This is a genomic window from Streptomyces sp. NPDC045470 (assembly GCF_040646595.1).
In the GTDB taxonomy this organism is placed as follows: domain Bacteria; phylum Actinomycetota; class Actinomycetes; order Streptomycetales; family Streptomycetaceae; genus Streptomyces.
Map to the genome: position 1 here is coordinate 1,337,469 of NZ_JBEZAN010000001.1, position 12,402 is coordinate 1,349,870.

14 protein-coding genes and 1 riboswitch are annotated in these 12,402 nt (G+C 71.6%); of the genes, 3 read left to right on the top strand and 11 right to left on the bottom strand.

Going from position 1 to position 12,402, the window contains the following annotated elements:
- Window positions 1-118 precede the first annotated feature (118 nt).
- Both rph and AB0A97_RS05725 read right to left on the bottom strand, forming a co-directional pair.
- Window positions 119-850 (bottom strand): ribonuclease PH, encoded by a 732-nt coding sequence (gene rph, locus AB0A97_RS05720; RefSeq protein WP_030023744.1) that lies wholly within the window; start codon window positions 848-850, stop codon window positions 119-121.
- A 200-nt stretch (window positions 851-1,050) separates the two neighbouring features.
- Window positions 1,051-1,284 carry a PTS glucose/sucrose transporter subunit IIB gene (locus tag AB0A97_RS05725; RefSeq protein WP_003986022.1) on the bottom strand — a complete coding sequence of 78 codons (234 nt, stop codon included), beginning with the start codon at window positions 1,282-1,284 and terminating at the stop codon, window positions 1,051-1,053.
- Between the two features lie 243 nt (window positions 1,285-1,527).
- Here AB0A97_RS05725 and AB0A97_RS05730 point away from each other — a divergent pair, with 243 nt between their 5' ends.
- Window positions 1,528-2,838: a PTS transporter subunit EIIC gene (locus AB0A97_RS05730; RefSeq protein ID WP_361144798.1), complete on the top strand. Its 1,311-nt coding sequence runs from the start codon at window positions 1,528-1,530 to the stop codon at window positions 2,836-2,838.
- Window positions 2,839-3,213: 375 nt separating this feature from the next.
- On the top strand, window positions 3,214-4,479 hold the full coding sequence (locus AB0A97_RS05735; protein WP_361144801.1) for a PTS transporter subunit EIIC: 1,266 nt from the start codon (window positions 3,214-3,216) through the stop codon (window positions 4,477-4,479).
- 96 nt (window positions 4,480-4,575) lie between these two features.
- Here the strand turns inward: AB0A97_RS05735 and AB0A97_RS05740 are convergent, their stop codons facing one another.
- Window positions 4,576-5,328, bottom strand: coding sequence for an MBL fold metallo-hydrolase (locus AB0A97_RS05740; RefSeq protein WP_361144804.1), 753 nt, complete (start codon window positions 5,326-5,328; stop codon window positions 4,576-4,578).
- 362 nt (window positions 5,329-5,690) lie between these two features.
- Here AB0A97_RS05740 and AB0A97_RS05745 point away from each other — a divergent pair, with 362 nt between their 5' ends.
- Entirely contained in the window at window positions 5,691-6,200 is a 510-nt protein-coding gene (locus AB0A97_RS05745) for a type II toxin-antitoxin system PemK/MazF family toxin (RefSeq protein ID WP_361144807.1), read from the top strand.
- A 157-nt stretch (window positions 6,201-6,357) separates the two neighbouring features.
- On the opposite strand, the gene AB0A97_RS05750 is transcribed toward AB0A97_RS05745, so the two are convergent.
- From AB0A97_RS05750 to AB0A97_RS05785, 8 genes are all read right to left on the bottom strand, one after another.
- Window positions 6,358-7,308, bottom strand: a complete 951-nt coding sequence (locus AB0A97_RS05750; protein WP_361144810.1) for a cysteine synthase — start codon at window positions 7,306-7,308, stop codon at window positions 6,358-6,360.
- Window positions 7,308-7,613: a MoaD/ThiS family protein gene (locus AB0A97_RS05755; RefSeq protein WP_361144812.1), complete on the bottom strand. Its 306-nt coding sequence runs from the start codon at window positions 7,611-7,613 to the stop codon at window positions 7,308-7,310. Before AB0A97_RS05755 ends, AB0A97_RS05750 begins: the two co-directional genes overlap by 1 nt.
- Before the next feature lie 159 nt (window positions 7,614-7,772).
- The gene (locus AB0A97_RS05760) at window positions 7,773-7,886 is read right to left on the bottom strand and encodes a putative leader peptide (RefSeq protein ID WP_361144815.1); all 114 of its coding nucleotides are present in this window, start codon (window positions 7,884-7,886) and stop codon (window positions 7,773-7,775) included.
- A gap of 100 nt (window positions 7,887-7,986) precedes the next feature.
- Window positions 7,987-8,799 carry a hypothetical protein gene (locus AB0A97_RS05765; protein ID WP_361144817.1) on the bottom strand — a complete coding sequence of 271 codons (813 nt, stop codon included), beginning with the start codon at window positions 8,797-8,799 and terminating at the stop codon, window positions 7,987-7,989.
- On the bottom strand, window positions 8,796-9,665 hold the full coding sequence (locus AB0A97_RS05770; RefSeq protein ID WP_361144820.1) for an ABC transporter ATP-binding protein: 870 nt from the start codon (window positions 9,663-9,665) through the stop codon (window positions 8,796-8,798). Before AB0A97_RS05770 ends, AB0A97_RS05765 begins: the two co-directional genes overlap by 4 nt.
- The gene (locus AB0A97_RS05775) at window positions 9,662-10,711 is read right to left on the bottom strand and encodes an iron ABC transporter permease (protein WP_361144822.1); all 1,050 of its coding nucleotides are present in this window, start codon (window positions 10,709-10,711) and stop codon (window positions 9,662-9,664) included. Before AB0A97_RS05775 ends, AB0A97_RS05770 begins: the two co-directional genes overlap by 4 nt.
- Window positions 10,708-11,721, bottom strand: coding sequence for an ABC transporter substrate-binding protein (locus AB0A97_RS05780; RefSeq protein WP_361144824.1), 1,014 nt, complete (start codon window positions 11,719-11,721; stop codon window positions 10,708-10,710). Before AB0A97_RS05780 ends, AB0A97_RS05775 begins: the two co-directional genes overlap by 4 nt.
- A 55-nt stretch (window positions 11,722-11,776) precedes the next feature.
- Window positions 11,777-11,848: riboswitch (cobalamin riboswitch) on the bottom strand.
- A gap of 68 nt (window positions 11,849-11,916) precedes the next feature.
- Window positions 11,917-12,339: a M67 family metallopeptidase gene (locus AB0A97_RS05785; RefSeq protein WP_361144827.1), complete on the bottom strand. Its 423-nt coding sequence runs from the start codon at window positions 12,337-12,339 to the stop codon at window positions 11,917-11,919.
- Between the last annotated feature and the right edge of the window lie 63 nt (window positions 12,340-12,402).

Genomic DNA, 12,402 nt, shown 5'->3' on the forward strand with positions numbered 1-12,402 from the left:
GAGACGCAGATCCCACGAGGGAAAGGTCACAGGGCGGGCCCGACGGAGCGGTGAGCGGCGCGCCGGCCCGCCGTCGCGGGGCCGGCGCGTCAAGAGGCTCGTACGGCGGCGGAGGCCGTCAGAGCGTGCGGGCGAGGGCCTCGCGCTGGGCGGCGTCCAGCGTCGAGCAGCCGGCGACGGCCAGGTCGAGGAGGGAGTTGAGTTCCTCGCGGGCGAAGGGTTCGGCTTCGGCGGTGCCCTGGACCTCGACGAAGCGGCCGTCGCCGGTGCAGACGACGTTCATGTCGGTCTCGGCGCGCACGTCCTCCTCGTAGCAGAGGTCGAGCAGGGGGACGCCGCCGACGATGCCGACGCTGACGGCGGAGACGGTGCCGACGAGCGGCTGGCGGCCGGCCTTGATGCTCTTCTTGGCCTGGGCCCAGGAGATCGCGTCGGCGAGGGCGACGTAGGCGCCGGTGATGGCGGCGGTGCGGGTGCCGCCGTCGGCCTGGAGGACGTCGCAGTCCAGGACGACGGTGTTCTCGCCGAGGGCCTTGAAGTCGATGACGGCGCGCAGCGAGCGGCCGATGAGGCGGGAGATCTCGTGCGTACGGCCGCCGATCTTGCCGCGGACGGATTCGCGGTCGCCGCGGGTGTTGGTGGAGCGCGGCAGCATCGAGTACTCGGCGGTGACCCAGCCTTCGCCGCTGCCCTTGCGCCAGCGCGGGACGCCTTCGGTGAGGGAGGCGGTGCAGAAGACCTTGGTGTCGCCGAAGGAGATCAGTACGGAGCCTTCGGCGTGCTTGCTCCAGCCGCGTTCCATGGTGACGGGGCGGAGCTGGTCGGGGGTGCGGCCGTCGATTCGAGACATGGCCACGACCCTATCGGCTCGGTAGAGGGGCGCGTTCCGGATCGGGTGAGGTCGGGTCCCGGCGGTGGGAGGCGGCGGGACGTACGCGTACGGGCCCGTGCGGACACGTGCCGGAACCCGCGCGCGTACACGTGCCGAAGCCCCGGTCCGTCGCCCGGTGGGGCGGGCGGCCGGGGCCCGGCGGGTGAGCGGTCAGCCGCTCACATCATGTCTTCGATCTCGGCGGCGATGGGGTCCGCGTCGGTGCCGATGACGACCTGGATGGCGGTGCCCATCTTGACGACGCCGTGCGCGCCGGCGGCCTTCAGCGCGGCCTCGTCGACGAGCGAGGGGTCGGCGACCTCGGTGCGCAGGCGGGTGATGCAGCCCTCGACCTCTTCGATGTTGTCGAGGCCGCCGAGCCCGGCGACGATCTTCTCAGCCTTGCTGGCCATGTCCACTCCTGCTTGTCTCGGCCACCGGCGGTCGGTGCCGCGCGGTGATCACACGGTAACGCACGTTCAGCCCAGTTACCCGGGCGTGTGCCCGTGCTCTGGCGAATGATGGCGACCACCCGGCAGCGCTTTTCCGGGGGCCCGAAACGCACCACTCCGAAACGCACCACAAGTGGTCTACACCATCAGTATGCGGCACGTACCGAGCCGGCCCGCTACGGACCGGCGGCCGGGAGGACGCGGATGAGCTCGAACGCGGCAGCGGCGGGAACGAAGAAACGGTCGACGGGCCTGTTCCAGGGCTTGCAGAAGATGGGGCGCAGCCTGCAGTTGCCCATCGCCGTGCTGCCGGCCGCGGGCATCCTGAACCGGCTGGGCCAGCCGGACGTCTTCGGTGCGGACGGTCTGGGCTGGGAGAACGTGGCGAAGGTGTTCGCGGGCGCGGGCGGCGCGCTGCTGGACTCCTCGCTGGGGCTGCCGCTGCTGTTCTGCGTCGGTGTGGCGATCGGGATGGCGAAGAAGGCGGACGGTTCGACGGCGCTCGCCGCGGTGGTCGGCTTTCTCGTCTATTACTCGGTGCTGCACCAGTTCCCGCAGGACTGTGCGGCGGGGGCGGCGTATGCGACGGCCGGGCAGTGGGGCGGGGTGTGTGTCGACGGGAGCGGCAAGGCCACTCCGGCGGAGTTCCAGAATCCGGGGGTCTTCGGCGGCATCGTGACGGGTTTCTTCGCCGCGTGGATCTGGCAGCGGTATCACCGAGTGAAGCTGGTGGACTGGCTGGGCTTCTTCAACGGGCGGCGGCTGGTGCCGATCGTGATGGCGTTCGTGGGGCTGCTCTTCGCCGCGCTGTGTCTGTGGGTGTGGCCGCCGATCGGTGACGCGCTGACAAGTTTCAGCAGGTGGCTGACGGATCTGGGCGCGACCGGTTCGGGCATCTTCGGTGTCGCCAACCGGGCGCTGCTGGTGATCGGGATGCATCAGTTCCTGAATACGTTCATGTGGTTCCAGTTCGGTGATTTCACCAAGCCGGACGGTACGTCGGTGCACGGTGACATCAACCGGTTCCTGGCGGGGGACCCGACGGCGGGGCAGTTCACCACGGGTTTCTTCCCGATCATGATGTTCGCGCTGCCGGCCGCGGCGCTGGCGATCACGCACTGCGCCAAGCCGCACCGCCGCAAGGAGATCGGCGGTCTGATGCTGTCGGTGGGGCTGACCTCGTTCGTCACGGGGGTGACCGAGCCGATCGAGTACTCGTTCCTGTTCGTCGCGCCGGTGCTGTACGGGATCCACGCCGTGCTGACGGGGGTGTCGATGGCGGTGAGCTGGGCGCTGGGCGTCAAGGACGGGTTCAGTTTCTCGGCCGGTCTGATCGACTACGTGATCAACTGGGGGCTGGCCACCAAACCGTGGTTGATCATTCCGATCGGTCTGTGTTTCGCGGCCGTCTATTACGCGCTGTTCCGCTTCGTGATCACCAAGTTCGACCTGCACACTCCGGGGCGTGAGCCGGAGGAGGTGGAGGAGGAGCTGACGAAGGAGAACACGAAGTAGGCGGGGTACGGCGGGGGCGCGGATGCGCGGTGCGGGCGCGCGGCCCGGGTGGTGTGCAGCGGGGCGGTGCGGGGCGAGGACCGTACGGGGGTCGCGGGGTGACGGGCAGTACCGGCGGTGCGGGCAGTACGGGCGGTATCGGGTGGTACGGGCACCGGGTCGAGGGGGCACGGTACGGAGTACGGCCCGGGCCGACCGGCCCCCGGAGCCACGGCACTTGTAGGCCGCTCGGCTTGTGATCTAAACGTTGGGGAACAACGGATTCCTTTATGTGTGGGCGACATGCTAAGAATGGTCTAAACCACTGAGTGGTGTAGACCAAGCCGGCGGGCCGTCCCCCTTTCTCCGAGTGCCCGCCCCACCAGGAGGAATCCGATGAGTTCGGCCCCCGCCAAGGCGGCTCCCGAGAAAAAGCGTGGCGCCGGCGCCATGGCCGTCGCGCAGCGCATCGGCCGCAGCCTCATGCTGCCCATCGCGACGCTGCCCGCCGCGGCGCTCATGGTCCGGCTCGGCCAGCCGGACATGCTCGGCCGGGACTCGTTCCCCGCGTTCCTGAACAAGATCGCGGAGTTCATGGCCGCCGGCGGCGGCGCGCTCCTGGACAACATGCCGCTGCTGTTCGCCGTCGGTATCGCCATCGGCTTCGCCAAGAAGGCGGACGGCTCGACCGGCCTGGCCGCCGTCGTCGGCTACCTGGTCTTCAGCAAGGTGCTGGCGACGTTCGGCGACGACAGCCTCCCGAAGATCGCCAAGGTGGTGGACGGGAAGATAGTCGAGACGGCCGCGCCCGCCGACGCCAAGGTGCTCGGCGGCGTGGTCATGGGCATCGTGGTGGCCCTGCTCTACCAGCGCTACAGCCGCAAGAAGCTGCCGGACTGGCTCGGGTTCTTCAGCGGCCGCCGTCTGGTCCCGATCCTGTCGTCCTTCGCGGGCCTGGTCATCGGCATCGTCTTCGGCTACATCTGGCCGGTCCTGGGTGCCGGTCTGCACAACTTCGGTGAGTGGCTGGTCGGCTCCGGCGCGGTCGGCGCGGGCATCTTCGGTGTCGCCAACCGCGGTCTGATCGCGGTCGGCATGCACCACCTGCTGAACTCCTTCCCCTGGTTCCAGGCCGGTGACTTCGAGGGCAAGCACGGCGACATCGCCCGCTTCCTGCAGGGCGACCCGACCGCCGGCCAGTTCATGACCGGCTTCTTCCCGATCATGATGTTCGCGCTGCCCGCCGCCTGCCTGGCGATCGTGCACTGCGCCCGCCCCGAGCGCCGCAAGGTCGTCGGCGGCATGATGTTCTCGCTCGCGCTCACCGCCTTCGTCACCGGCGTGACCGAGCCGATCGAGTTCACGTTCATGTTCATCGCGCCGGTGCTGTACGCGGTGCACGCCGTCCTGACCGGTGTGTCGATGGCGCTGACCTGGGCGCTGGGCATGAAGGACGGCTTCGGCTTCTCGGCCGGCGCGATCGACTACCTGCTGAACCTGGGCATCGCGACCAAGCCGCTGATGCTCGCGGTGGTCGGCCTGTGCTTCGCCGCCCTGTACTACGTGATCTTCCGGTTCGCGATCACCAAGTTCAATCTCAAGACGCCGGGCCGTGAGTCCGACGAGGAGATCGCCGAGATGCAGAAGCTCGAAGGCAAGTAGGCCCCCGGCCGCGCCTGCGACAGCGGAAGGCCCCCGTGACCACCTGGTCGCGGGGGCCTTCCGCGTACGGCTCGGACGGGGCCTTCCGTGTACGCCTCAGATCTCGTACACCGCGCCCGCCTTGGCGACCTCGACCGGTCCTTCGAAGACCTCCTGCGCGTCGCGCAGGTTGATGCCCGGGTCGGTCCACGGCGGGATGTGGGTCAGGACCAGCCGTCCCGCGCGGGCGCGCGCGGCGTGCGCGCCGGCTTCGCGCCCGTTGAGGTGGAGGTCGGGGATGTCCTCCTTGCCGTGCGTGAAGGACGCCTCGCACAGGAAGAAGTCGGTGTCCTCGGCGAGGCCGTCCAGGGCGTCGCAGACTCCGGTGTCCCCGGAGTACGTCAGCGTCTTGCCCTCGTGTTCGATGCGGAAGCCGAACGCTTCGACGGGGTGGCTGACCAGGTCCGTACGGATGGTGAAGGGTCCGACGGCGAACGTGCCGGGGGTCAGCGTCCGGAAGTCGAAGACCTCGCTCATGGCCTGGTCGGTCGGCAGGTCCGCGTGCGCGGCGGTCAGCCGGCGTTCGGTGCCGGCCGGGCCGTACACGGGCATCGGCGCGCACCGGCCGCCGTCGGGCCGGTAGTAGCGGACGACGAAGTATCCGCACAGGTCGATGCAGTGGTCGGCGTGCAGGTGGGACAGGAGTACGGCGTCGAGGTCGTAGAGACCGCAGTGGCGCTGCAGCTCGCCAAGGGCACCGTTGCCCATGTCGATGAGCAGCCTGAAGCCGTCGGCCTCCAAGAGGTAGCTCGAACAGGCCGATTCCGTGGAAGGGAACGACCCCGAGCAACCGACGACAGTGAGCTTCATGCGGGCGTGAACCTCCGTGGCTGGGGGCGGAGCGGCGGGTCCATGCGGGGCTTCGGCGGGGGCGTGCACAAGTCCCCGCCGGTCCTCGTCCGGCGGGCGTCGTGCCGGGTCCTGAGCGGTCATTGCGGTGCCCACGAGCGTAAGGCGCGAAAGGGCCGGTGGCTCCTCCGGCGGGGCGAGCTGTGGGCGGAATCACCAGTCCGGGTGGGTGTGTACAGGAGGGCGTTCCCTACCTGTCGTTCCCCGGTGCCGTACGCCTACACGACGCCCGTACGGCGGCTCCCTACTCCAGAGTACGGCCGTGCCGCCCGGCTGCCGGGCCGATACGGTCGGGCGGGGCCTGGAGCTTGGAGGGAACGGGTTTGGACGTCTCGGGGTGGTGGCCCGCGCTGGCCGTGGTGGCCGCGCTGGCGCTGGTGGCGGCGCTCGTCGACGGGCGGGCCCGCGCGCGGGGCGCGCGGAGGCGGCAGAGCGCTCGGTTCCGGCCAAGAGCGCGGGCCCGTGACCGTACGCGCCCCGGCGGCCGCCCCTCGCGGGTCACCGGGCCGGGCGGCGCCGGGACGCCGCGGGCGCGGGAGATCTGGTGGGCCCTGGTGCCGTACGAGGACGGGCCGGGCGCGAAGGACCGCCCGTGCCTGGTGCTGTCGGTGCGCGGCGGTACGGCGCACGTCGTGAAGATCACCAGTCGGCATCATCCGGACCGGCCGGGGATTCTCCCGCTGCCGCCCGGCGCGGTCGGGGACGGGCGGCGCCGGGCGAGCTTCCTGGAGACGGACGAACTGCGCGACGTGCCGCTACGGGACTTCCGCCGCCGGGCGGGGACGGTCGACGACGCCCTGTGGAAGCGGGTACGCCGCCTGACCGGGCGGTGAGGCGGCGGGGACGCGGCCCGTCCCGCCGTTCCCCGGGGACCTCGCCACGGGCCGCGCGGCCTTCCGGCCCCAGGGTCGCACAGCCCCTCGGAGCCGCACGGGGCCCTCAGGACTGCACGGTCCTCGGACCAGCACGGGCCCTCAGAGCCTCAAGCCCTCACGCCCAGAGCTGTCCGTGCAGCGTCTCGATCGCGGCCTCGGTGGATGCGGCCGTGTAGACGCCGGTGGAGAGGTACTTCCAGCCGCCGTCGGCGACGACGAAGGCGATGTCGGCGGTCTGCCCGGCCTTGACGGCCTTGCGGGCCACGCCGATCGCCGCGTGCAGGGCGGCCCCTGTCGAGACGCCCGCGAAGATGCCTTCCTCGGCGAGGAGTTCGCGGGTGCGGCGGACGGCGTCCTCGGAGCCGACGGAGAAGCGGGTGGTGAGCACCGACTCGTCGTACAGCTCGGGCACGAAGCCCTCGTCGAGGTTGCGCAGCCCGTAGACCACGTCGTCGTAACGCGGTTCGGCGGCGACGATCTGTACGCCGGGGACGTGCTCGCGCAGGTAGCGGCCGACGCCCATGAGGGTGCCGGTGGTGCCCAGGCCGGCCACGAAGTGGGTGATGGACGGCAGGTCGGCGAGGATCTCCGGGCCGGTGGTGGCGTAGTGCGCGCCGGCGTTGTCGGGGTTGCCGTACTGGTAGAGCATCACCCAGTCGGGGTGCTCGGCGGCCAGCTCCTTGGCGACCCGTACGGCCGTGTTGGAGCCGCCGGCGGCGGGTGAGGAGACGATCTCCGCGCCCCACATGGCGAGCAGTTCACGCCGTTCGGAGGAGGTGTTCTCCGGCATGACGCAGACGATCCGGTAGCCCTTGAGCCTGGCCGCCATCGCCAGCGAGATGCCGGTGTTGCCCGAGGTGGGCTCCAGGATGGTGCAGCCGGGGGTGAGCCGGCCGTCCTTCTCCGCCTGCTCGATCATGTGGAGCGCGGGGCGGTCCTTGACCGAGCCGGTCGGGTTGCGGTCCTCCAGCTTGGCCCAGATGCGGACGTCGGCGGAGGGCGACAGCCGCGGCAGGCGGACCAGCGGGGTGTTGCCGACCGCCGCCAGCGGGGAGTCGTACCGCATCAGCGCTGTTCCCGGGGGTCGTCGGACATGCCCGAGCCGCCGGCCACGGCCGGGAGGATGGTGACGCTGTCGCCGTCGCTCAGCTCGGTGGAGATGCCGTTCAGGAAGCGCACGTCCTCGTCGTTGAGGTAGACGTTCACGAAGCGGCGCAGTTGCTCGCCGTCGACGAGGCGCTCCCGGATGCCGTTGTGGCGGCTCTCCAGGTCGGCGAAGAGGTCGGCGAGGGTCGCTCCGCTGCCTTCGACGGCCTTCTGGCCGTCGGTGTAGGTGCGGAGGATGGTCGGGATACGGACCTCGATGGCCATGGGAGCTCCTGTGGGAGGGCGTTGACGTGCGGGCGGGCGGGTGGGCGGCGCAGGCTCGGGGCGTGCGGCGCGGAGGCGCTGGGCGTGCGGAGGCGCGCTGCCGGGGCGCGCGGCATGGTGCGCGCGGGGGCCGCCGCGCGGCCGGTGGTTCCGGCGGCGTCAGGCGGCAGCGCGGATCGGACAGATGGCGCTGGCAAGGCGGCACAGGTCGACGTGCAGCCGCGCCACAAGCAAAATGCCCGGCGTCTTCTCGCTCACGTCGTCAAAAACCATGCGGTCATCGTATCGATTCCCGGTCCGGGGACTGGAACCTCGTCTTGCGATGCGGACGCTCGGTGCACACCAGGTGGGACGCGGGCGGCGGCGGTACGGCTCAGGAGCGCGCCGCGTATGCCGCGATCCGCTCGTCCCTGCTGGTCAGGCAGCAACTGACGCAGCGTACGGCTTCGGCGCTCGTGTGGAAGAGGCAGCAGGTGCGGCGGAGGTAGACCAGGCGCGGGGAGCCGTCGCGACGTGTGACGGTGACCACATCGCCGAGGGCGGCGAGGCCGCCGGGTGCCCCGTCCAGGAAGGCGGCCCAGCGGCGGGCCAGCAGCGCCGGATCGGCGTGGGAGGCCCCGAGTGCGGTCGCGCAGCCGTGGGCCACTCCCCCGCGCAACTGCCGCAGTCCGGCCCGGGTGCGCTCCCGCAACGCGTCCGCCAGGGGCAGCAGGTGGCGTGTGAGGACGACGTGCTGAATCGTTTCGGCGCCCTCGCGCTGGGCCCGTTGGAGCGTCCCGGCGCCCGTCCCCGGCCCGTCCAGGATGCGGAACGTCCGCAGCCCGACCCCGGCGATGCCGTGCCCGGGGTCGGGCCGCAGCACGACGTTCTCCGGCCGTACGTCCAGGACGCGGCCGGTCAGCGCCCAGTGCAGGACGGCCGCCGCGGTGACCCGGCCCGCGTAGACCGCGATCAGGGTGAGGGCGGCGGCGTGGGCGGTGCGGTGGCCGCTGCCCTGGTGCTCGGTGTCCAGGAGGTGGGACAGTTCCGGGCCGTACGGGTCGAGCAGCCGGTCGGCCGCGAGCCAGCCGGGCTCGCCGTCGGGCGGGGTGCCGAGCCCGAGGCGGTAGCGGGGGCCGTGGGCGGCGAGGGCGGCGAGCGGCCCGCCCTGACCGCCGGTGGCGGCCCCCGTCTCGTACGCGCTCACCGCCGCCCCACCGCCCCCGGAGCCGCCGCCGTCCGCCCGTCCTCGGTCCCCGGCGGCAGGTACACCACCGTCGGCGCCCCGGTCACCGGATGCGTGCTGATCTCGGCGGCGACCCCGTACACGTCGGCCAGCAGGCCGGGGGTGAGGATCTCGTGCGGCGTCCCGTGGGCGACGACGCGGCCCTCGCGCAGCACGTACAGGCGGTCGCAGTAGTACGCGGCGAGGTTGAGGTCGTGCAGGGCGAGCAGGGTGCTGGTGCCGAGGGAGGTGACCAGGGAGAGGACGTCGAGCTGGTAGCGGATGTCGAGGTGGTTGGTCGGTTCGTCGAGGACGAGCAGGGACGGCTGCTGCACGAGCGCCCGCGCGACCAGGACGCGCTGTCGCTCACCGCCCGACAGCGCGGCGAAGGAACGGTGGTGCAGCGCCGCGACCCCCACCCGCTCCAGCGCCTCGTCGGTGCGCGCGGCGTCGTCCGCCGTGTCGGTCTCCCAGAAGCGCTTGTGCGGCGAACGGCCCATGGCGACGATCTCGCGCACGGTCAGTTCGAAGGTTCCGCTGCCGTCCTGCGGGACGGTGGCCACGCGCCGGGCCCGTTCCTTGGCGGAGAACCCGGCCAGGTCGCGGCCGTCCAGGGTGATCCGGCCGTGGGTGGGGGCCAGGGTGCCGTACACGCAGCGCAGCAGGGTGGTCTTGCCGCTGCCGTTGGGGCCGACCAGGCCCACCGTCTCACCGGGCCCGACGTACAGGTCGGCGCCGTCGACGAGGTGGCGGCCGTCGATGCCGTACGACAGCCCTTCGGTCCGCAGTTCGGCGGGGACGGCATCTGCGGGGGCCGGGCCGGTCGTGGTCCGGGGCCGCGCGCTCATCCGGTGACTCCTTCCGTACGGGTGGTGCGGCGCAGCAGCCACAGGAAGAACGGTCCGCCGGCCAGCGCGGTGATCACTCCGACCGGGATCTCCTGGGAGCCGGCGACGGTGCGGGCCAGCAGGTCGGCGAGGACGACGAAGACCGCGCCCGCCAGGGCGACCACCGGCAGCAGGGCGCGGTGCGAGGCGCCGACGAGCATGCGGGCGGCGTGCGGCACCATCAGGCCGACGAAGCCGATGGAGCCGCTGGCCGCGACGAGTACGCCGGTGACCAGCGACGCCAGGACGAAGACGGCGGCGCGGAAGCGGCCGGTGTCCAGGCCCAGGACGGTGGCGCCCTCCTCGCCCACGAGCAGCAGGTCCAGCGGCCGGGCGAGGGTGAGCAGCAGGGCGAGGCCGGCCAGCAGGACGAGGGCGGGCAGCCACAGGGTGTTCCAGCGGGCCTGGCCGAGGCCGCCGAGCGTCCAGAACATGATGGACCGCAGGTGTTCGGCCTGGGCCGAGGTGACCAGGACGAGGCTGGTGAGCGCGGAGAGGATGTACTGGACCGCGACGCCCGCCAGCACCAGCCGCCCGGTGGTCATGGTGCCGCCGCGCCGTGCCAGGGCGTAGACGGCGACCAGTGCGCCCAGTGATCCGGCGAAGGCGGCCAGCGGCATCGAGACGGTGGTGGCCAGGCCGCCGCCGACACCGAGGACGACGACCATGACGGCGCCGGTCGAGGCGCCCGAGGAGATGCCGAGCAGGAACGGGTCGGCGAGCGGGTTGCGGACCAGCGCCTGCAGGACGGTGCCGATGACAGCGAGCCCCGCGCCGACGACGGCGCCGAGCAGCACGCGCGGCAGCCGTACGTCGAGGACGATGGTCGGGAACGGGCCGGCCGGCGCGTCCCCGGACAGGATGCGCAGCACGTCGCCGGGCGGGATGCGGACGGAGCCGAGGACGAGTCCGGCCAGGCCGGCCGCGAGCAGGGCGGCGGCGAGGACGGCCAGGACGAGGGTGCAGCGCAGCCGGCGCGGCGGTGCGGCCGCGGTCTTGCAGCTCACCGGGGCTGCTTGAAGGCGTCCGGGTGCAGCTGCCCGGCCAGCGACCGGACGGCGTCCGGTACGCGTACGCCGAGCACCGCGCTGGACAGCGGCAGCACCGCGAACCGCTTGTTCCTGACGGCCGGTACGTCCTTGAGGGCCGGGTCTTCGAGCAGTTGCTTCTTCTTCGCCGCGACGGGGGTGCCGCCGTAGTCGTAGATCACGATGATCTCGGGCTTGCGCTCGACGATCTGTTCCCAGGACACGTCGGTGAAGGTCTTGGCCCGGTCCGCAAAGATGTTGCGGCCGCCGGCGAGGGTGATGATCTCGTTGCCGATGCCCTTGCCGCCCGCGGTGTGCACCGAGCTGTCGCCGCTGTCGAAGACGAAGACGGAGGCCGGGTCGGTGCCCTTGAGCTTGTCCTCGGTGGCGTCGATCGTGGCCTCGGCCTTCTCGACCAGGGCCTCGGCGCGGTCGCGTACGCCGAAGGTGGCGCCGACCTCGCGGATCTCCTGGGCGAGCTGCTGGACGCCGGTCCTGCCCTGCGCGCAGTACTCGATGTTCAGGCGGGTCTTGATGCCGGACTTCTCCAGGGCGGCCCGTTCGCGGCCCTCGGCCTTGTCGAAGGCGCTGGAGTAGCCGCCGTACACGAAGTCGGGGTTGGCGCCGAGGAGCGTCTCGTAGGAGGGGTACTCCTTGGCGAGCACCTTGACGCTCTGGTAGTCCTTCTCGTACTGCGGCAGCACCTTGTCGTCGAGATAGGCGGTGCCGGCCAGCCGGTCCTTGAGGCCGAGGGCGAGCATGATCTCGGTGGTGTGCTGGTTCATGGTCACCACGCGCTCGGGCGGGGCCGTGAAAGTGGTGCGTACGCCGCAGTTGTCGACGGTGTACGGAAAGCCGGCCGCCTTGGAGGCGGACTCGCCGGACGCCTTCGCGGCACCGTCGCCGCCGGTGCCGCAGGCGGCGAGCGGCAGCAGGAGCGCCGCCGGGATGAGCGCGCGCAGTGCGCCGCGGGACCTGCGTCTGGACATGGCCGTGCCTCCTCCGGGGGATCCGCGTCCCCTGGTCGGTGTGCAGGCGGCAGGTCAGTTCCTGGCTTCCGGGCCGTGCGGCCCGGTCACAGTGGCGGGACCGTCCCGGATTCGCACCGGGTTCCTGGGTCCTGCCGCCCGAGGTGATGCGGCACAGTGTGTCAGGCGCGCGGACGGCGTCCGCCGCCGCGGTGGTCAGTGGGCGTCGACGACTTCGACGTCTTCCTCCGTGACCTGGCCGTCCAGGATCCGGAACGAGCGGAACTGGAACGGTCCGGCGTCGTCGGTGTCGGCCGTGGAGACCAGGACGTAGTGCGCGCCGGGCTCGTTGGCGTACGAGATGTCCGTACGGGACGGGTACGCCTCGGTCGCGGTGTGCGAGTGGTAGATGATCACGGGTTCCTCGTCCCGGTCGTCCAGCTCGCGGTAGAGCTTGAGCAGGTCCTGGGAGTCGAACTCGTAGAAGGTGGGCGAGCGGGCGGCGTTGAGCATCGGGATGAACCGCTCGGGGCGGCCGCTGCCGGCCGGTCCCGCGACCATGCCGCATGCCTCGTCGGGGTGGTCCTTGCGGGCGTGTTCCACGATCTGGTCGTACAGGGCCTGGGTAAGGGTCAGCATGGGCCCCAGAATAAGCAGGCGGGCCGGCCCGTACCGAAGGTTGGTACGAACCGGCCCGCATGC